Below are 19803 nucleotides of genomic sequence, written 5' to 3' on the forward strand. Positions count from 1 at the left end.
AGGGGACAAGGGGGAGCCGCGTTCAGCTCACTCTTCGACCGGCAGACCGGTCGCCGAGGCGATCTGGCTTGCAGCATCGTCGAGCGCCGCCTTGGCATCGGGATAGCCGCCGCCCAGATATGTGGTCTGCACCGCGCGGACGATGATTTCCGCGTCGCTCTGGAACGGCGTGCCGCGGCTCGGGACGACTTTGGGCAAGGTGCCGAGAATATCCTTCCACACCGCCTGGCCGCCCCAATAGGGCTGGCCTTCGGAGACATAGGGGTCATCGAGCGCCGAGATCAGCGACGGCACGAGGCCGAAGCCCTTCAGCATCGCTATCTGGCCCTCGTTGGTCGCGAGCGAGTATTTCAGGTAGGCGTAGGCGGCTTCCTTGTTGTTGGACACCGAGGTGATGGCGAGCGAGGAGCCGCCGAGATTGGCGGCGCGCGGGCCGTCGGCAGTGAGGCTCGGCATCAGGTAGACGCCCCATTTGCCGCTGCCGTCGGGCGACTCGGTGCGTATGGTGCCCTCGTACCAGCCGCCATACATCTGGGTGGCTACAGTGCCGGCGGTGTTGTTGGTGATCTTGGTGCTCCAGTCGGCCGAGGTGATGATGCCGGCATCATTCATCTCCTTGATCTTGGTCATCGACGCCACACAGGCCGGCTGATTGACGGTGATCGACTGCCCGTCGGCGGCGAAATAGGCGCAGCCCTGCTCGTTGGCGATCATCCGGAAGAATTCGGAGTCGCCGTTGAAATCGGCATTGGTCATCTTCACACCAGGATTGGCCTCCTGGATCTTCTTGCCGGCAGCAATGAAATCGTCCCAGGTCTTGATCGAGGTTGGATCGACGCCGGCCTTCTCGTAGAAGTCGCGGCGGTAGAACATCGCCACCGGGCCTGAATCCCACGGCATCGCATAGGCCTTATCTTCCACTTCGAGCTCGGTGCGCTTGAAGTCGGGGAATTTTGCCTGGTCTTCGGCTGTATAGCCGAGCGTGTGAAGGTCGACGAAGCAGTCCGGGAACTGGCTCCAGTAGTTCTCGGCCTCGCCGTTCTCGATCGTCACGATGTCCGGCAGCCCCTCGCCGCCGGCGGCGCAGCCGGCGATCGACTTGTCGTAGGTCGGGTTGTTGCCGAGATCCTGGACCGTGACCTTGATGTCGGGGAATTGCTTGTTGAAACCTTCTATGGTGGCCTTCAGCGACGAAGCGGCGACGTTCCAGCTCCAGATCGTGATTTCGCCGGATTGCGCAAAGGCCGGGGCAGAGCCCAGGGCAAGCGCGAGCGCGGCGCAGGTCAGTATGGTGCGCATTGAAATCCTCCCATTTCATTTGCTCTCTCATCGCGAGCATGCCTAGACTAGGCACTGGGGAAGGCTTGTCCGCGACAAAAGGAATAAAAAATTGGCGGAAAGTAAGATGCCGGAAAGGCCGTTTTACCAGCCTGGCGCCAGCAGCGTGGAGGGTCTGCCGCTGCTGCTGCAGATGTTTCACACCCAGCCTCTGGTGATGCTGAAGCCGCATTGGCATGCCCAGGTCGAGGTGAATTTCATCGTCCGCGGCGCCGTGCACTACCGCATGGATGAGCACGAGATCTCGCTTTCGGCCGGCGACATGTGCCTGTTCTGGGGCGGCCTGCCGCACCAGATGGACGATGCGTCGGACGACGCCGTCTATGCCGGCGCGCATCTGCCGCTGGTGCACTTCTTCCGGCTGCACCTGCCCGCGGACGTCCGCAACCGGCTGATGACGGGCGCGACATTGGTGACCAATGCCACCGACCGGTCCGACAGCGACAATTTCGAGCGCTGGAACCGCTACGTCCGGTCAGGCGATCCGGGCAAAGCCGAGCACGCCGTCAACGAACTGCTTCTGCGGCTGGAGCGGGTGCGCTTCGAACCTTACCGGCTGGTACCCGAAACTCCGATCGAGCAGGAAGCAGGCAGCCCCTTCGATCAGCAATCCCTGCGCAATGTCGGGCGCATGTGCGACTTCATCGCGGAGAATTTCCTCTACGACATCGACTGCGTGGACATCGCGGCGGCGGCCGACATTCATCCCAAATACGCCATGAGCATTTTTAAGAAATCGACCGGCATGACACTCAACGAATATGTCAACCTGTTGCGGCTCAGCTACGCGCAGGCGCTGCTGATGCACCAGGACGCCAACGTGCTGCGCGTCGCCATGGACTCCGGCTTCGGCTCGCTCAGCGCCTTCAACAAGTCGTTCCGCAAACTGGCCGGCATGTCGCCTTCGGATTTTCGCAGAGGTGCAGGCGCCAGATAGTCCCAGTGAATCAGATAGTCCAAGTCAAATAGAGCCACGCCGGTCGATGCCGGCGCTACAACGCCCTGCGCCGGTTGAAATGCCGTCACGGGTTGAGCTATCAGCAGCGGATGAGGCTCAAAGAATTTTTTTACCTGCTTGGATTGAAGCCAAGAACACGCGTTTACGGCCACTCGATACAGATCATCGATCTCCCGAAAGACGGGAAGATTGAATTCGCTCGATGGAAGAACCCGCGCGGGGCAGATCTCGATCTCGCCCAGGGCGAGGTCGATGATCTCCGGATGTTCCTGAGCGATGGCGACGTGGCGATCGATGTTGGCGCCCAGGTCGGCGACAGCACGGTACCGATAGCGCTCGCCTGCGGACCGCAGGGCCTGGTCCTCGCTTTCGAGCCGAACCCTTATACCTCACGATCCTCGGCGCCAATGCCGCGCTCAATCCTTCCCGATTGAACATTTTTCCGATTCCCTACGCGGCAACGCCGGAAGATGGGTCGTTCGTCTTCGACTACGGCAACCCGGAGTTCGAGAACGGCGGCAACCACACCGGGGTGTCGCGGTGGAAGCACGGCAGCGCTTTCAGTATCCCGGTCGAGGGGCGGCGGATCGAACCGTTGATCCGTGCCCGGCTTGGCCAGCGCATCAAGCGCCTGCGCTACATCAAGACCGACGTGGAGTCGCACGACCTGTCGGTTTTGACCTCGATCGGCGCGCTGATCGACGAATGCCGGCCCTACATCAAGTCCGAGGTCAATCACAATCTTTCGGCGGACGAGCGGTTGCGGATGCACCAGTTCTTTGCCGACAAGGGCTACGACGTCCACCTGGCTGGGCCGACAACGCTGTTCGGTCCGAAGCTCAGCGAAAACGACCTCGGCAGGAAGAAGAAATTTCGACATGTTCGCAGTTCCCCGCTAACGCCGCCGGTCCTTCCAGTGCGTCGCCTTGGAGGACGGTAGAGACAGGCGCAGTGCGCCGGAAGTCAGCATATCCTCGCCGAGCCCGCCCGCCTCGCGAAGCCGCCCTCCGAACCCGGCACCAAAACGGCCACGGGCCAGTTGAGCGTCCGCGCTAAAAACGCACCACCGGCCGAAGCCGGTGGCGCTCTCTGGATCAGTCTGTAGGGGCAGGACCGTCCAGGGATCCCTTAGGATCTGGCTCAGATCCCTTAGGACCTGGCTCAAATGTCGGCTTTTCCTTGATCCGGGGCATCGGCCGAACAGATGAAGGAGCCCGCCAGCCTGGCAAGAATCTCGATAATGCGGTGCGCCGCCGCGCAGCGCATGATTTGCAATTCTATTCGGCAGCGTCAGGAATTTCGCCGGAGGTGTCGTCGGAAGACTCTACCGGGTCATCCGCGGCCGTTCTTGCCAGGAACTTGTCCAAGGCTACCTGCAAGGACAGGGTGGCCTGCGGCGAGGCTGGCGTCGTCGAAACGACAGCCATTGCATGAGCAATTCCCCGAGTGGACTTATCCCTGGCCGCCGCAGACGTTGCGGCTCCGTGTCCCTGCGATCCGGCCGCGGCCGAGTTTCCGCCGTTGCCGTTGCTTGCGCCGTTACCCTTCCCGCCGCCATTGCCGCCGGGTCCGGCGAGGACTGGAGACGCGACAAGGGCGAGAGCGGCGACCGTTGCGAACAGACTGGTTCGAGTTTTCATAATTCCTCCTTCGAGCCGCCCTCCCGCCAGGATGATTCCGGGTTATGAATATGAGGACTCTCTAATATGATGGTCCACTGCTTAGCCAGTTTGGTTTAAATACACCTGTCCGCAAGGGACCTTGGTCCGAAATTGAAAGGCAAAGGTCCTAACTCTATTGGGGGTTTTCCGAGCGGCGAACAAAGCGCCTGCAGGCAGCCGGCAAGCCACAAGCTCGCTCCGTCTGCTGAGTGATGCCGTGCAAGCCCAAAAGCGAAAAAGCCGCGGCGAACCGCGGCTTTTCGATGCTTGATTCCCCTTGGGAAATTGGAGCGGGTGAAGCGATTCGAACGCTCGACCCCAACCTTGGCAAGGTTGTGCTCTACCCCTGAGCTACACCCGCTCGCGCGGCTTTTGGGCCGCAAGCCGCGCCTATATGGCTGAAGGGCGCGGCGATTGCAACAGGCAAATCGCAGGTTTTTTGGCCGCACCGGCGACGTAAACGAGCCTTCCCTAGCGCGGATAGGAACGCAATCGGCAGCCTTGCTGCGCAACGGTCTTGTCTCGGCCGCGTCATTGGCCGTAAACGGCATGATCCAAACCGCGACAACAAGAAGTCCCACAAGAAACAACATGCCGAAAACCGAAGCCGAGCTTTTCGCCTTTCTCGCCGATCTCGGGATCGAGGTCTCGACCTTGCGTCATCCGCCGCTGTTCACGGTCGCCGATTCGCAGGCGCTGCGTGGAGAAATCGCCGGCGGGCACACCAAGAATCTTTTCCTCAAGGACAAGAAAGACAATTTCTTCCTGGTCAGCGTCGGCGAGGAGGCGGTGGTCGATCTCAAGCAGATCCACAATGTCATCGGCGCCGCCGGGCGCGTGTCCTTCGGCAAGCCGGAGATGCTGATGGAGCTTCTCGGCGTCGTTCCGGGGGCGGTCACGGTGTTCGGCTTGATCAACGATACGGAGTTGCGGGTCAAGGTCGTTCTCGACCAGGAGTTGATGGGCCATGCGGTCATCAATGCCCATCCGCTGACCAATGAGGCAACGACATCAATCGCCGCCGCCGACCTTGTCAAATTCGTCGAGGCAACCGGGCATGATGCTGTTATCTTGAAAGTCACGGCATGATCGCCACATGGATGACGATAAACCGACTTCCGAGTGGGGATAAGGATGTTGCGCCGGGCCGGTGGCCGGCGGCGCGACCGAAAGGATGACGAGATGAGCGACAACAATCCATTTGGCAGCAGTGGCGGGCAGTATGCCACGTCGGTGCAGTATGGCGGCACTGACGCCACCCCCGCGAAAGTCGCGCTTGGCGAGCCGCCTGTCGCCGTCGACGTCATCAAGGATACGACGACCGCCACATTTGCCGCCGACGTCATCCAGGAATCGCGCCGTCAGCCGGTGCTGGTCGATTTCTGGGCGCCATGGTGCGGACCCTGCAAGCAACTGACGCCGCTGCTGGAAAAGGCGGTCACAGCCGCCGGCGGCAAGGTCAAGCTGGTCAAGATGAACATCGACGACCATCCTTCGATCGCCGGACAGCTCGGCATCCAGTCGATACCGGCAGTCATCGCCTTCAGGGACGGCCAGCCGGTCGACGGCTTCATGGGCGCCATCCCCGAGAGCCAGATCGCCGCGTTCATCCAGAAGGTCGGCGGCAAGAATAATGGTGCGCCGCAGGTGGCCGAGGCACTAGCCGCGGCCGCGGAGGCGCGCGACGCCGGCGATGTGCAGACCGCGGCGGATATCTACGACGCGATCCTGGAACAGGCGCCGGAGACGATCGAGGCGATTGCCGGGCTGGGCGATCTGCTGTTCGAGGCCGGCGATGCCGAGGGCGCCGAAGCCGTGCTGGCGCGGGCGCCGGAAGCAAAAAAGGATGCGCCGCCGCTTGCCGCGCTGCGTGCCAAGATGGCGCTTGCCGCGCAGGCAGCAGCACTTGGCAATCCGGCCGAACTCGAGCGGCGCCTGGCTGAGAACCCCGGGGACCACCAGGCACGGTTCGATCTTGCCATGATCCAGAACGCCAACGGTGAGCGCATGGCAGCGGCCGACAATCTGCTGGCGATCGTCAAAGCCGATCGCTCGTGGAACGACGACGGCGCCAAGACGCAATTGCTGCAGTTCTTCGAGGCATGGGGCATGACCGACGAGGCAACGCTGGCGGCGCGGCGCAAATTGTCGTCGCTGCTGTTTTCCTGAGCACGGCATCCAGCTGTTTTTGCCTGATGGCCTTGCGGTCGGCGGCGGCTGCGCCAGATTAGGCGAGAGATCAGGCCATCGGTTCTCTCGCTTGTGCCGATTGGGGAGGATCGGGATTTGATGCGCTTCTTGAGGAAGCGAGCGGAGGTTCGAAGTGCAGGCGGGAAACGCGCATTACCGGCTTGATACGGATTTGCCGTCGACGGTGCCGATCTTCCCGCTTGAAGGCGCATTGCTGCTGCCGGGTGGCCGCATGCCGCTCAACATATTTGAGCCGCGCTATCTGGAGATGGTGGATGAAGCGATCGCCGGATCGCGGCTGATCGGCGTCATACAGCCCAGCCTCGACGGCGCGCGGCGTGCCGACGGCGAGCCGGAGCTTTGCAATGTCGGCTGCGCCGGACGCATCATCGCGCTTTCCGAGAGCGGCGACGGCCGTTACCTGATTTCGCTGCAAGGTGTGTGCCGGTTCCGCATCGTGCAGGAACTCGCGGTCAAGACGCCCTTCCGCCAGTGCCGGTTTGCGCCCTTTCTCACCGATCTCGACGAAGATCAGGCAGAGGCCGGGATCGACCGGCCGGCGCTGCTCAAGGCGTTTCGCGCCTATTTGCAGGCCAACGATCTTGAAGCCGACTGGGAAAGCGTCAGCCGCGCCGAAAATGCCATGCTGGTCAATGCGCTATCGATGATGGCTCCCTACGGGCCGGCCGAGAAACAGGCGCTGCTCGAAGCGGCGGATTTGAAGACACGCGCCGAAACGCTGATCGCCATCACCGAAATGGCACTGGCACGCGAGAACGAGGATTTCGGGTCGAGTCTGCAGTAGGCAAGGTAGAAGGACGCAGGGATTAGCCCAATTGCGGAAGTCGGCGCCGCCCCTCATCGCCCTGCCGGGCACTTCTCCCCGTATAGGGACGGGGAGAAGGGGCTGTCGGCAACCTTGGCGGACATTCTGCTACGCGGGTGATTGGCGAAACCATCGATGAGCGCCCCTCTCCCCGTCACTATACGGGGAGAGGATGCCGGCAGGCAGGTGAGGGGCAGCGCAAACGCCCAAAGATTGAGGGCGAATGCGAACCTGAAGTGATTGCCCCGGGAGAAGGACAGACCGAATGGTGGATGGGCGTGATGGAAAGAAGGCCAATGTCGACCCGAAACTGCTGGAATTGCTGGCCTGCCCGCTGACCAAGGGCCCGCTTACCTGGGATCCGGAGCGCAACGAGCTCATCTCGAGGGTCGCACGGCTTGCCTATCCGGTGCGTGACGGCATCCCGATCATGCTGCCTTCGGAGGCGCGCTCGCTCCCCTTCGAGGACGGATTGCCGCCGCGCCTGGGCGGACCGTCTTGAACTGTGGTGATCCTTTTCGCTATCCCGCCGACATGTCGCAAGATTGTGCACCGCCGCACCGGTATCCCCTATTGAAAATTCCGCCCCTTGGGCATGACCCTTTCTGCCTTCCCCGATAGTGTCGCGATATCCTGCCGGTCGTTTTGCACGACAGGTACATCGGGCTTCTCCTCCAAAAGCACAGACAGCCAGGGCGTCAGATCCTCGACCTTGTCGGCAACGATATGGATGACGTCCGATTCCGACTGCAGTTTGCCGGTGACACGGACCAGCCGCGCGCCCATAACAATGGGCCGGTAGCGGTTGAAGGTTCTTTCCCAGAAAATGACGTTGGCGACCGCCTGCTCGTCTTCCAGCGTCAGGAAAATCGCTTTGGCGTTACCCGGTCGCTGCCGCACCAGGACAAGGCCGGCGACCGAAACGCGCTTGCCGTCCCGAACCTGGCCGAGGCGCGCATTGGGCGTGACGCCGGAACGGTCCAGCCGCTGGCGCAGAAAGGCAAGCGGATGCGCCTTCAGCGACAGGCCGAGCGAACGGTAGTCGTGGATAACATGCTCGCCGAGCGGCATTGTCGGCAGCCTGGTCTCGGGCTCGAGATCGCGCAAGCGGATCCCCGGCTGGTCGAACAGCGGCAGGGTCTCGGCGGCACTCCTGCCGTCGAGCGCGCGGACCGCCCATAGGGCGTCGCGGCGGTCGAGACCGAGCGAACGGAAAGCGTCGGCTTGCGCCAGCTTCTCGATCTCGTCGACATAGAGGCCTGAGCGAAGCCAGACATCGCGAACGGTTGCGTAGCCGTCGCCGCGTCTGGCGACAAACACCTCCATGCGCTCCTTCGACAGGCCCTTGACCTGGCGAAAACCCAGCCGGACGGCATGATTGGTCCGGATGACGCCGCGCATCTGGGCATGGCGGTCGAGGACGCGGGCCGGGTCGAAAGGCGCTTCCTCCAATGCGCAATCCCAACCGGAAAAATTGACGTCGACCTCGCGGATTTCGACGCCATGGTCGCGCGCGTCGCGGACAAGCTGAGCCGGCTGGTAAAACCCCATTGGTTGGGAATTCAGGATCGCGGCGCAGAACACGTCGGGATAGAAGGTCTTGAACCAGCAGGAGGCATAGACCAGCAGGGCGAAGGAGGCGGCATGGCTTTCGGGAAAGCCGTATTCGCCAAAACCCTCGATCTGCTTGAAGCAGCGCTCGGCGAAGTCCTTCTCGTAACCCCGCAAAACCATGCCTTCGACCATCCGCTTGCGATAATTGCCGATCGTGCCGGTGCGCTTGAAAGTGGCCATGGCGCGGCGCAGTTCATCGGCCTCGCCCGGCCTGAAGCCGCCGGCGACGATGGCGATCTTCATCGCCTGTTCCTGGAACAGTGGCACGCCCAGCGTCCTGCCGAGTATCTCTTCCAGCTCCGGCTTGGGATATTCGGGCTTTTCCTTGCCCTGCCGGCGGCGCAGATAGGGGTGGACCATGTCGCCCTGGATCGGGCCCGGCCGCACGATCGCCACCTCGATGACGAGGTCATAGAATGTTTTCGGCCTAAGGCGCGGCAGCATCGACATCTGGGCGCGGGATTCGATCTGGAAGACGCCGATCGTGTCGGCGCGGCAGATCATCTCATAGACATGTTTGTCCTCGGCCGGGAGGGTGGCCAGCACATAGGGCTGGCCATAGTCATCCCGTGCCTCCGGATAATGATCCTGAAGTAGCGTGAAGGCACGCTGCAGGCAGGTCAGCATGCCGAGCGCCAGCACGTCGACCTTGAGGATTTTCACCGCGTCGAGATCGTCCTTGTCCCACTCGACCATCTTGCGTTCGTCCATCGCCGTCTTGATGATGGGCACGATCTCGTCGAGCCGGTCCCTGGTGATGACGAAGCCGCCGACATGCTGGGACAGATGACGGGGAAAGCCCATGATCTCGTTGGCGCATTCGATCACCTGCCTTGTCGACGGATCGGTTTGATCGAGGCCGCCGGCCCTGGTCTCCTTTTCGCCGAGCTCCGAGGTCGACCAGCCCCAGATCGAGCTGGACAGCGCGCTCCTGACGTCGTCCGACAGGCCCATCGCCTTGGCCACTTCGCGCATCGCCGACCGGCCCCGGTAGCTGACGACGGCCGCGGCAAGCGCGGTGCGCTTGGCGCTGTATTTGGAATAGATATACTGGATGACCTCTTCGCGCTTTTCATGTTCGAAATCGACATCGATATCGGGTGGCTCGTTTCTTTCCTCGGAAATGAAGCGCTCGAAAAGCGAGTCGATCCGCTCGGGGCCCACTTCGGTGATGCCGATGCAATAGCAGACCACCGAGTTGGCTGCGGAGCCGCGTCCCTGGCAGAGTATGCCTTGGCTGCGGGCGAATTTGACGATGTCGTAGACAGTCAGGAAATAGCGCGCGTAATTCAGGCGCTCGATCAAAGCGAGCTCTTCCCGGATGCGCTTCGTCACATCGGCGGGAACGCCTGAGGGATACCGTATCGCGGCTCCCTCTCGAGCCAGCCTTTCCAATTCGGCCTGTGGCCCGAGGCCGGATTCCGTCGGCTCGTCGGGATAATTGTATTGGAGGTCACTGAGAGAGAAGCTCAATTCGCCGGCAAAGCGCAGCGTTTCCGCCAGTGCCTGCGGATGCCTGCGGAAAAGCCGCGCCATCTCCATTGGCGGCTTCAAATGGCGCTCGGCATTGGCCGCCAGTTCCAGCCCCGCTTCGGAAACAGGTACGTTGAGGCGGATCGCCGTCAGCACGTCCTGCAACCGGCGCCGTTCGGACGTATGGTAAAGAACGTCGTTGGTCGCCATCAGCGGAATGCCTGATACCTCAGCCATGGCAGCTGCCTGCTCGATACGGAAGCGGTCGTTGCCGTGATAATCCGGCGAAACGGCAAGCCGCAAAGCCTTGCCGAAGCGATCTTTAAGCCGGCTAAGCAAAGTGAGGTCATCATTGGCGCCCGCCGACAGATCCGGCAGGACTGCCAGCGACATGAGATCGCCCCATTCGAAAAGGTCGTCGCGATAGAGAAGCGGTGCGCCCTTTTCGCTTTCGTCGCGCATATTGGCTTGCGTCAGCATGCGGCACAGATGGCCCCAGCCTTTGCGGTCCTGCGGATAGGCGAGAACGTCGGGCGTGCCGTCGCAAAAAACCAGGCGGCAGCCAGGATGATAGGAAAGACCTTCCACCTTGGCCTGCTGCCAGGCGCGCACGACGCCCGCCACCGTATTGCGGTCGGCAAGCCCGATCGACGAAAAGCCCAGGAACTTTGCCGCGACCACCAGCTCCTCCGGTTTCGAGGCGCCGCGCAGGAACGAGAAATTCGACTGGATGCCGAATTCGGCATAGGGAACGGCCGTCAGCGCGCTCATGCGAAGACCCCATGCATGAACCAGCGCGGCGCAGCGTGCGAGGCGCCGTAGAGACCCTGGCGGTAGAGCCAGTAACGGCGGCCGTCGCTATCCTCGATGCGGAAATAATCCCGGGTCGGCGCGTCCTCCTGCCCCGCCGCCTCCCGCCACCATTCCGGGGCGATGCGTTCGGGCCCTTCGGCGCGCGCGACCCGGTAGAGAGCCCGCCGCCAACGGAAATTCATCGGCGGTCCCTCAGGCATTTCGGTGGCCGGCACCTCGATCGGTTCGGGCGAACGGAACAGCCGGATCGGCCGTTCCGGCCGAAAGACAGGCTTGGAGGAAGTGTCTTGTATCTTGCCCGGCTTCTTCGGCGGAGAGACCCTTTGCGGCGCCTCCGCATAGGGAAGCATGGCGACGGCGCGCTCCGGCAGATGACTCTCGACGGCGACCGGTTTCAAAACCGCGCTGTCGCCGAGCCGGGCGCGGATGCGGTCGGCGAAAAGGGCGATGTCGGCGCCGTCGTCGCGCGTTTCGCCGGCGAGATCCGCCTGCTGCATGTCGAAGGCCGCAGCCGACAGGACCGAGAGGCGCACGAGATCGAAGCCATAGCCGGCATCGATGTCCTGTTCGAGCGCGGCAAGCCTTTCGTGAAACAATTTCTGGATCAGCAACGGCTCGCGCAACGGCCGCGAGGTGCCGACGGCGATGCGGCTGACGGCGCCGTCGACGCGGAAAAGCAGCAGCGCCAGCCTTCTTGCGCCCTCGCCGCGGCGCTCGAGGTCCGCCTTCAATGTCGTCGCCAGCATTTTCACCAGCCGCTCTATTTCGTCGGTCAGCATGATGGGTTCTGCGAGATGGCGTTCGACCGAAAGCGGCGCCACCGGCAGGTGCGGCGACACCGCCTCGTCGAGGCGGCCGAGCGCCTGGTCGAGGCGCAAAAGCAGCGAGACACCGAAGCGGCGGGCGAGCGGCGCGCGCGGTGCTGCCATGACGGCGCCCGCCGTGCGCAGGCCGACGCTTTCCAGGCTGGCGCGGATATCAGGCTCGATGCGCAGCGCCGCCAGCGGCAAGGGTGCGAGGAGCGCTTCCTCTTCGCCACCGGGGACAATGCGATCACTGGCAAACCGCGCCGCCGCCCAGGCTGCACCAGGTGTGGCGGCAAGGCCGGCGCGGACAGCGAAACCCTGATGGAAAAAGCGCGACAGGATGTCGTCCAGCATCGACCGTTCGCCGCCGAAAAGATGGGTACAGCCGGTGACGTCGAGGAACAGGCCATCGGCTGCGTCGAGCGCCACCAGCGGGGTGTAGCGGTCGCACCAGTCGGCAAGGCTTTCGAGCAGGCGGCGGTCGGCCTCGGGATCGGCTTCCACCACGTCGACCGAGGGATGCATGGCGCGCGCGTCGGCTATGCCCATGCCGCGCTTCAGGTGAAGCGCCTCAGCCCGCTCGTCGAGGGCGGCGATGCGCTGCGCGTTCCCCTGGCGATGGCTGATCACCAGGGGCAGGTGATCCGACGGCCGGGAACGCCAGGACCGCCCCAGACGCTGCCGCAGGATCCTTTCCGCGGCGAGATGCGGAAACCACAGGGACAGGATTCGCTGCCCGTTCTTCCCCGGTCCTTCTTTCCTCGAAACTGCGTTCATCGGGGTTCCACTCCAGTGTGAATTGTCCTGGCAAGGCCGTGCGGCTCTTGCCGATGCTGACGGTGAAGGCGGGGCGGCCGATCGAGCCGGCGAGCGGCCCGGCGATCGTCTCGCGGGGTGCCGACGGCGCCGCCGACAGGACGAGGCGGACGGGTGCCGCCGTCGGCTCGGATTCGCCGGCCTGGCGCAGCAGGAACACCGGCCGGCCGGCATTCTGTGCCCGGGCGTGCAGCCGCCGCGTCGCGGTGAGGTCCAGCCGCTGCGGACTGCCGCGGATTTCGAGGATGACGGCGGCGAGTGCCGTCATCCGGGCGGCCTCCTCGGCGGTCCACAGCGCATCGAGGAGCCTTGGCGCCTCGGAAAACAGCAATTGCTCCGGCTCGATGCCGAAAAGGGCGTGAAGCCCCCTGGCATAGGGAAAGCCGGCCTCCCGGAAGATTTCCGCGGTGCCGATCCACAGGACCGGCAGTCGCGGCCCCTGTTTGAGGATCAGGCTGACGAGCGACAGGGCGAAGCCGGCGACGGCCCCGGCATCGCGGGTCGCGGCGCCATGGATCTCGCTCAGCGCCGCCTTCGGCAGGCCGCCGCTGAGCGCAGTATCGAGACCTTCGGCGCCGGTGCGCAGAAACGCATCGGGCGGCGCCGCGGCGAGGCCGCGGCGGACGATTGTTAGATCCTGAGGCGGGATGTCCGCTGTTGGATTCCGGGGGGTGACATCAGCTGTTGGATTCCGGGGCGCATCAACGGGGGCTGCGCCGGCCGGCGCCTCCAGACGCTCGGGCAGCGTTCCCTCGATCTTCGCGATCTGGCGGCGCAGGGCAAAAACAGTCTCCCGCGCCACGGCGCTTGTCGCCATGACGGTCAGCTTCCACTCACAATTGTTCCTGTTATGTTCTCTAGCATTCCAGAGGGCGACCGAAGAGTCAAGCGGAGTCATGGGGAATTTATTCCTGTCCTCGCGTAGGCGGCAACCCGCCCATTTGCCGAGCCCGGCTCGAAAGCCTATATGCCGGGATCAGAAGGACAAAGCATGGCCCGCATCTACAAGACCCGCACCTGGCACGACCAGCTTTCGCCGTCGATGGAGGAAATGGAGTTCCTGGCGCTGGAGGCTTACGCCCATCTGCCGGAGGAGTTTCGCAAGCTGACCGGCGAGATCGTCATCCAGATCGCCGAATTTCCGACCGACGAGATCATGGACGATCTGTCGCTGGAAACGCCTTTCGACCTGCTCGGCCTGTTCGAGGGGCGCGGCATTGCCGAACGCTGGAATCCGCAGACCGGCGAGGGGCCGAACCGCGTCACGCTCTACCGCCGCGCCATCCTCGACTACTGGGCCGAGAACGAAGAGACGCTGGGCGACATCGTCACCCATGTGCTGATCCACGAGATCGGCCACCATTTCGGCCTGTCGGACGATGATATGGAGCGGATCGAAGAGGCGGCGGAGTAGGCCGTGTTGATATTCAGGTGATGCCGGCCTGCGAACGGCAGTTCCCTGCGCTTCCGGTGCTCACGTACCCAAAAGTACGCTCCGCTCCGGTTCTCGGGAAACCACCCAGTCTGGTCGCTTCGCGCCCGTCTTCGACTCCGGCGCGGCCTGACCTGAATCTCAACACACCCTGCGTCGGAGCTTTGCAAAATCTACCAGTCGCTGAGCTTGGTGTTGGGCCCGTATTCCTGACCCTCGATATCCTTTACCACGGCCTGGCCGCAGCGCATGGCCTTGGCCTCCATGTCGTAGGAATAGGTCGGCGAGCCGAACAGGTGCCAGCCCTTGTTCAGCGCTGCCGTCACCTTGTGGCAGAAGCTGGAATCGTCGGGACTGGACAGAAAGCGGTAGAGTTTCATTTTTCATTCCTGTCGTGAGTTGCCAATCATGCCCCGATGGCGGCCGCCTTCGCCAGCAGTTTTTTGGCCTGCGCCAGATGCAGCCGTTCGACCATTTTTCCATTCAGCGCAATGACACCCTTGCCGGCATTTTCGGCAAGCGCGAAGGCATCTTTCACCGAGCGTGCCTCGGCCACCGCTTCGGCAGATGGCGCGAAGGCCCGGTTCGCGGCATCGATTTGAGCCGGGTGGATCAGCGACTTGCCGTCGAACCCCATGGCGGCCGCTTCCCCGCATTCGCGCGCAAAAGCGTCCAGATCGCGAAAATCATTGAAGACACCATCGAGCAGGTCGAGGCCGCCGGCGCGCGCGGCGAGCACCATCTGCATCAGCCACGGTGTGAGGTAGCGCCGTTCGGGCGTGGCGAGAGTGCCGGTCTCCTTGACCAGATCGTTCGTTCCGGCAACGAAACAAACCAGCCGCGAGCCCGGATCGCGGCCAAGCTCGGCGATCGGTCCGATGTTGAGCAGAGCCTTGGGCGTTTCGATCATCGCCCATAGTTTCACCTCGTCGGGTCCGAAATTGTCGTCGAGGACGTCGCCGGCTTCCAGAACGTCGCGCGGTGTGTCGACCTTGGGCAGCAGGATGGCGTCGGGCTCGCAGAGTGCCGCCGCCAGCAAGTCCTTGGCGCCCCATTCGCTGGAGAGCGGGTTGATGCGCACGACCATCTCGCAGCGCCGGCCGGGGCGATTCGCGAAGATGCCGGCCAGTTTTTCCCGCGCGGAGACCTTGTCGGCCGGGGCGACGGCATCTTCGAGATCGATGATGACGGCATCGCAGGCCAGCGACGAGATCTTGGCCAGAGCCTTGTCATTCGAGGCCGGGACGTAAAGCACCGAGCGGCGCGGGCGATAGGTTTCAGTCATCTCAGATCTATGCCGCCTGCGGCCGGTCGAGGCAAGCACGCAGGGCAATCGCTTCGGACAGTCATAGCTTGTAATGGATATGAGCCAATCGTCGAAGTTGGCGCCGCCCCTCATCGCCCTGCCGGGCACTTCTCCCCGTATAGTGACGGGGAGAAGGGGCTGGCGCAGCCTCGGCGCCATTCTTGCAACGCTGGTGATTGGCGAAACCGGCGATGAGAGCACCCCTCTCCCCGTCACTACACGGGGAGAGGATGCCGGCAGGCAGGTGAGGGGCAGCGCAAGCGCCCGGAAAGGGTGACGGGGCGGATTCAAACCTGAAGTGATTGCCTGACCCTGCACAAAAACTGCACGAGATTGCGGAAATTCTCCTCAGATCCGCCCCGCCGCCTGCATTTCGATCGGCGACATACGCCGCATGCAAGAGCGAGAAAAGCCCCGTTGGTCCCTGCCGTACCGCCTCCGCTATGACGGTTGGTGGCTCGTCGATCCACCCCGGCCGCACGGTTCGGCGACCCTCTTCCCCTTCATCCGCAAATCTCCCCCCCGGCCGGATCAAAGCCACTGAGAAAATCCGATCATGACATCGTTGCTTACGGCCGCGCCGAGCTATTGCGCGCGATTCGGCGTTGCCGTTCTGCTTGCCGCGCTGGCGGATTTCTTCTTCTATGGGCAGCCCGTCGGCATCACGTTTTTCCTGTTCGGCATCACGCTTGCCGCCGCAGCAGCGGCCATCCAGCCGTCGGCGCTCAGCGCCCGCGGCCTGTGGTCCGCTGCCTTGCTTGTCGGGCTGCTGCCGCTTATCGAAAATGTCAGTGCGCTGTCGGTCGCGATCGGGCTGGTGGCGATGGCCGTCTTTGCGCTTTCGCTGGTCGGGCGGCTGTGGCGCGGCGCTGCCCGCATTGCCGGCCAGGTCGCGCTCTTCCTGCTCGCAGCACCCTTCCGGTTCGTCCACGATTTCTTCCGCTGGCGCAAGGCGGCACGGCGGTTCGGTCGGCGGCGCATCCGTCTCGCGCCGATCGCCGTCTGGATCATGCCGCTGACCCTGGGCGCAGTGTTTCTCGCGCTGTTCGGCGCCGCCAATCCGGTCATCGAATACTGGTTGTCGCTGATCGATCTCCTCGTACTGCTCGACTTCATCGAGCTGCCGCGGCTGGCCTTCTGGCTGTTCGCGCTTGCCGGCGTCTGGGTCTTTCTGCGCCCGCGGCTGCCGCGCTTTTTGCGCCGCATTGCGCATCTTGCGTTGCCTATCCCCCTCGGGGTGACGACCACAAGAGCCGCCGCCAAGCCGGTCGAGGACATCGTCTTCGGCAAGGCCGCCATTCTTCGTGCGCTGGTCGTCTTCAACATCCTGTTCGCGGTGCAGACCGCACTCGACGCCACCTATCTGTGGGGCGGCATCGCCCTTCCCGACGGGCTGACCTATGCCGCCTATGCGCATCGCGGCGCCTATCCCTTGATCGTCACCGCGCTGCTGGCCGCGGGTTTCGTGCTGGCGGCGTTGCGGCCGGGCAGCACGACCTCCGGCGATCCGTTCATCCGCCGGCTGGTCTATGTCTGGGTGGCGCAGAACATCGTTCTGGTCATCTCGTCGATCCTGCGGCTCGAACTCTATATCGGCATCTATGCGCTGACCTACTGGCGCGTCGCCGCCTTTGTCTGGATGGGGCTGGTGGCGGCGGGCCTCGCCCTGATCATTGCCCGCATCGCGCTCGGAAAATCCAATGAATGGCTGCTTTCCGCCAATCTTCTGACGCTATCGGCGACGCTTTATGCCTGCTCGTTCATCAACTTTGCCGCACTGATCGCCAACTACAATGTCGACCGTTCGTACGAGATGAGAGGTCCCGGCACCCGCCTCGATATACGTTATGCCCGCTCGCTCGGCCCCGACGCGCTGCCCGCCCTCGACCGCTTCTTCGACCAACAAAAGAAGACATTCCTCACCGATCTCCGAGACCCAGCCGACGCCGTGACCGAAGCCCACTACCGCGCCGAGCAAAGAAACTGGCGCGCGTGGAGCTTTCGCGATTGGCGGCTTCTGCGCTACCTCGACAGGAGAGGGTCGCTCGTGGTTCCTGACGGATACGAATCTCACGCGCCGGGTCCCTGATTGATGCCGCATAACATCCTAGTCGCCGACGACGATCCGCACATCCGTGAAATCATCTGCTTCGCGCTCGAAAAGGCCGGCATGAAAACGGTTGCCGTAGCCGACGGCGCCGCCGCATTGCAGGCGATCGAACGCCGCGCGCCCGATCTTGTCGTGCTCGACATCGGCATCCCGGAGATGGACGGGCTGGAGGTCTGCCGGCGGCTGCGGCACACATCCGATGTGCCGGTGCTGTTCCTGTCCGCGCGTGATGAAGAAATCGACCGCATCCTCGGGCTCGAAATGGGTGGCGACGACTATGTCACCAAGCCGTTCAGCCCGCGCGAACTGGTCGCACGCGTCAACGTCATCTTGCGGCGCGCTCGCCCGACAAAGGCCGAACAGGACGACGACAGGCAATTCTCGCACGGCAGACTGGCTTTGCTGCCGGCCAGCCACGCCGCCAGTTTCGACGGCAGGCCGCTGGTGCTGACCTCGATCGAATTCGCCATCCTGAAAGGGTTTCTGGCACGCCCGGCGCATGTGCTTGGCCGCGACATGGTGATGGCCCATGCCTATGCCGCCAACATCCATGTCGCCGACCGCACCGTCGACAGCCATATCCGCAACATCCGCGCCAAGCTGGCGGCGGCCGGCTGCACGGATGCGATCGAGACCGTACATGGCGTCGGCTTCCGGCTGGGCCGGTGCGGCGCGTGACGGCGCAGAAATGGCGGCCGCGCCTCGCCACGGTCGTTGTTGCCATCTTGATCATGGTGATGGCGCTGCCGCTGGTCGGCCTGTTCTTCTTCCGGCTCTACGAGAACCAGCTGATCCGCCAGACCGAGGCCGAGCTGATCGCGCAGGGCGCCGTCCTCGCCTCCATCTATGCGCAAGACGTCCGCGCCGCGGGCATCCCGGCCGAGAGGCTCGGCGCGGCCGTGCCTGCCGACAGAGACAATCCGGACTCTCCCTACCGGCCGATCGAGCCAAGCCTCGATCTCGCCTCCGACAGGGTTCTGGCGACACGGCCTGCGGCGACGGCCGCCACCGTCGATCCCGCCTTCACGGCGCTCGGCGCTCGCCTGTCGGGCATTCTTGCCGAGACGCAGAAAACCACGCTTGCCGGCTTCCGGCTGCTCGACCCAAAAGGCGTCGTCATCGCCGGACGCGAAGAGGTCGGCCTGTCGCTCGGCGCCGTCGGCGAGGTTCGCGCAGCACTTGCCGGCCGCTATGCCAGCGCGCTCCGGCAGAGGGTTCCGAACCAGCCGTCACCATCGCTCTATTCGGTCAGCCGCGGCACGAGAGTCCGCGTCTTCGTCGCCATGCCGGTCGCGGTTGACGGCAAGGTCGCCGGCGTGGCCTATCTGTCGCGAACACCGAACAACATCGTCAAGCATCTCTATGGCGAGCGCGGCAAGGTGGTGCTGGCGGCGATCGCCGTCCTCGGCGGTACGCTGCTCATCGGCCTGATCTTCCTGCGCACCGTCAGCCGGCCGATCTACGCGCTGATGGAACGGACAAAGCGCATCGCTGCTGGCGACCGCGAAGCCATCAGGCCGCTCGATCATCACGGCACGCGCGAGATGGCAGCGCTTTCCGACGCCTTCCTCGACATGGCCGAAAAGCTGCATGCGCGGTCGGACAGCATCCAGACCTTCGCCACCCATGTCTCGCACGAGCTCAAATCGCCGCTGACGGCGATCCAGGGTGCGGCCGAATTGCTGCGCGATTCGGGTAGCGCAATGGACGAGGCCGAGCGGCGGCGCTTTTCCAACAACATCGTCACCGATGCGGGGCGGCTCAATTTGCTGGTGCGCCGTCTGCTCGACCTGGCGCGCGCCGAAAATCTTGCGCCCAGCGGCGAAAGCACGTCGGTTGGCGCCGCGCTAGCACTGCTGCCGGCCGAGGACAGGCTGGCGGTGCGCGTCGAGGCGGGCGGCGATATCGGCCTGCGCATCTCGGCCGAGAACGCGGCGATCGTGCTCGCCAATCTCATCGACAATTCGGAGCGGCATGGCGCGACGCTCGTTTCGATCACGGCGGCGAGCGCGGACGGCAAGGCGACGATCCTGGTGAGCGACGACGGCGCCGGCATTTCGGCCAGCAACTGGGGGCGGATCTTCGAGCCGTTCTTCACCACGCGCCGCGATTCAGGCGGCACCGGCATGGGCCTCGGCATCGTGCTGGCCCTCCTGAAAGCGCATGATGGCACGATCCGGCTGGTTGACTCCGAGCGCGGCACGCGCTTCGAGATTATCCTGCCGGCTGCATGAATTGGAGCATTTATCCTTTCCGAAAGCCGGCTTTCGGGATCATGCTCTGGAACTGGAGAATCGAAAAAGTGCGCTACGACGTCGTCATCATCGGTGGAGCCATCGTCGGCTCCTCGATCGCCTATTATCTGCGCGAGGAAGGCTTTTCGGGCTCGATCGCGCTGGTCGAGCGCGACCCGCAATTCGCCCATGCGGCAACGACGCTGTCCTGCGCTTCGATCCGCCA

18 protein-coding genes and 1 tRNA gene are annotated in these 19803 nt (G+C 63.6%); 12 read left to right on the forward strand and 7 right to left on the reverse strand.

All coding sequences use genetic code 11. The features are described 5' to 3' along the window. Positions 1 to 27: 27 nt before the first annotated feature. The gene (locus tag AC0L3N_RS31250; protein WP_123148735.1) at positions 28 to 1299 is read right to left on the reverse strand and encodes an extracellular solute-binding protein; all 1272 of its coding nucleotides are present in this window, start codon (positions 1297 to 1299) and stop codon (positions 28 to 30) included. 106 nt (positions 1300 to 1405) lie between these two features. Here AC0L3N_RS31250 and AC0L3N_RS31255 point away from each other — a divergent pair, with 106 nt between their 5' ends. From AC0L3N_RS31255 to AC0L3N_RS31265, 3 genes are all read left to right on the forward strand, one after another. Beyond that, on the forward strand, positions 1406 to 2275 hold the full coding sequence (locus tag AC0L3N_RS31255; protein WP_123148736.1) for a helix-turn-helix domain-containing protein: 870 nt from the start codon (positions 1406 to 1408) through the stop codon (positions 2273 to 2275). Between the two features lie 110 nt (positions 2276 to 2385). Beyond that, positions 2386 to 2730 carry a hypothetical protein gene (locus AC0L3N_RS31260; protein WP_473551430.1) on the forward strand — a complete coding sequence of 115 codons (345 nt, stop codon included), beginning with the start codon at positions 2386 to 2388 and terminating at the stop codon, positions 2728 to 2730. Next, positions 2727 to 3236 (forward strand): FkbM family methyltransferase, encoded by a 510-nt coding sequence (locus tag AC0L3N_RS31265; RefSeq protein ID WP_473551432.1) that lies wholly within the window; start codon positions 2727 to 2729, stop codon positions 3234 to 3236. The genes AC0L3N_RS31260 and AC0L3N_RS31265 overlap by 4 nt, the downstream gene beginning before the upstream one ends. Positions 3237 to 4243: 1007 nt before the next feature. On the opposite strand, the gene AC0L3N_RS31270 is transcribed toward AC0L3N_RS31265, so the two are convergent. Beyond that, a tRNA-Gly gene (locus tag AC0L3N_RS31270) sits at positions 4244 to 4318 on the reverse strand. A 230-nt stretch (positions 4319 to 4548) separates the two neighbouring features. Between AC0L3N_RS31270 and AC0L3N_RS31275 the strand changes: the two genes are divergently transcribed. The 4 genes from AC0L3N_RS31275 to AC0L3N_RS31290 all read left to right on the forward strand — a co-directional run bounded on the left by AC0L3N_RS31275 (position 4549) and on the right by AC0L3N_RS31290 (position 7475). Continuing rightward, positions 4549 to 5046, forward strand: coding sequence for a prolyl-tRNA synthetase associated domain-containing protein (locus AC0L3N_RS31275; RefSeq protein WP_095495674.1), 498 nt, complete (start codon positions 4549 to 4551; stop codon positions 5044 to 5046). A gap of 93 nt (positions 5047 to 5139) precedes the next feature. Continuing rightward, on the forward strand, positions 5140 to 6126 hold the full coding sequence (gene trxA / locus AC0L3N_RS31280) for a thioredoxin (protein ID WP_473551433.1): 987 nt from the start codon (positions 5140 to 5142) through the stop codon (positions 6124 to 6126). Positions 6127 to 6280: 154 nt separating this feature from the next. Then, positions 6281 to 6952, forward strand: a complete 672-nt coding sequence (locus tag AC0L3N_RS31285; RefSeq protein ID WP_095495673.1) for an LON peptidase substrate-binding domain-containing protein — start codon at positions 6281 to 6283, stop codon at positions 6950 to 6952. Positions 6953 to 7238: 286 nt separating this feature from the next. Further along, a complete protein-coding gene (locus tag AC0L3N_RS31290; protein WP_095495672.1) occupies positions 7239 to 7475 on the forward strand; it encodes a Trm112 family protein in 237 nt (78 codons plus the stop codon). A gap of 68 nt (positions 7476 to 7543) precedes the next feature. On the opposite strand, the gene AC0L3N_RS31295 is transcribed toward AC0L3N_RS31290, so the two are convergent. From AC0L3N_RS31295 to AC0L3N_RS31305, 3 genes are read right to left on the reverse strand one after another with little or no spacing between them, the layout of a single operon-like run. After that, positions 7544 to 10831, reverse strand: a complete 3288-nt coding sequence (locus AC0L3N_RS31295; protein WP_473551435.1) for an error-prone DNA polymerase — start codon at positions 10829 to 10831, stop codon at positions 7544 to 7546. Further along, entirely contained in the window at positions 10828 to 12309 is a 1482-nt protein-coding gene (locus AC0L3N_RS31300; protein WP_473551436.1) for a DUF6504 family protein, read from the reverse strand. The genes AC0L3N_RS31295 and AC0L3N_RS31300 overlap by 4 nt, the downstream gene beginning before the upstream one ends. Next, the gene (locus tag AC0L3N_RS31305) at positions 12251 to 13312 is read right to left on the reverse strand and encodes an ImuA family protein (protein WP_473551438.1); all 1062 of its coding nucleotides are present in this window, start codon (positions 13310 to 13312) and stop codon (positions 12251 to 12253) included. The genes AC0L3N_RS31300 and AC0L3N_RS31305 overlap by 59 nt, the downstream gene beginning before the upstream one ends. Positions 13313 to 13486: 174 nt before the next feature. Here AC0L3N_RS31305 and AC0L3N_RS31310 point away from each other — a divergent pair, with 174 nt between their 5' ends. Further along, entirely contained in the window at positions 13487 to 13909 is a 423-nt protein-coding gene (locus tag AC0L3N_RS31310; RefSeq protein WP_095495668.1) for a metallopeptidase family protein, read from the forward strand. Positions 13910 to 14100: 191 nt separating this feature from the next. On the opposite strand, the gene AC0L3N_RS31315 is transcribed toward AC0L3N_RS31310, so the two are convergent. Together AC0L3N_RS31315 and AC0L3N_RS31320 are read right to left on the reverse strand one after the other, a co-directional pair. Continuing rightward, a complete protein-coding gene (locus AC0L3N_RS31315; RefSeq protein WP_473551439.1) occupies positions 14101 to 14307 on the reverse strand; it encodes a DUF1737 domain-containing protein in 207 nt (68 codons plus the stop codon). Between the two features lie 26 nt (positions 14308 to 14333). Continuing rightward, positions 14334 to 15212 (reverse strand): HpcH/HpaI aldolase/citrate lyase family protein, encoded by an 879-nt coding sequence (locus AC0L3N_RS31320; RefSeq protein ID WP_473551440.1) that lies wholly within the window; start codon positions 15210 to 15212, stop codon positions 14334 to 14336. Between the two features lie 577 nt (positions 15213 to 15789). On the opposite strand from AC0L3N_RS31320, the gene AC0L3N_RS31325 reads away from it, so the two are divergent. From AC0L3N_RS31325 to AC0L3N_RS31340, 4 genes are all read left to right on the forward strand, one after another. Further along, the gene (locus AC0L3N_RS31325) at positions 15790 to 17322 is read left to right on the forward strand and encodes a DUF4153 domain-containing protein (RefSeq protein WP_473551442.1); all 1533 of its coding nucleotides are present in this window, start codon (positions 15790 to 15792) and stop codon (positions 17320 to 17322) included. 3 nt (positions 17323 to 17325) lie between these two features. Further along, entirely contained in the window at positions 17326 to 18021 is a 696-nt protein-coding gene (locus tag AC0L3N_RS31330) for a response regulator (protein ID WP_473551443.1), read from the forward strand. Between the two features lie 59 nt (positions 18022 to 18080). Then, a complete protein-coding gene (locus tag AC0L3N_RS31335) occupies positions 18081 to 19577 on the forward strand; it encodes an ATP-binding protein (protein WP_473551444.1) in 1497 nt (498 codons plus the stop codon). Between the two features lie 68 nt (positions 19578 to 19645). Beyond that, on the forward strand, positions 19646 to 19803 hold a 158-nt coding region (locus AC0L3N_RS31340; RefSeq protein ID WP_473551446.1), incomplete at its 3' end, for an FAD-dependent oxidoreductase.

The sequence above is a fragment of the Mesorhizobium sp. WSM4807 genome, from assembly GCF_055811615.1.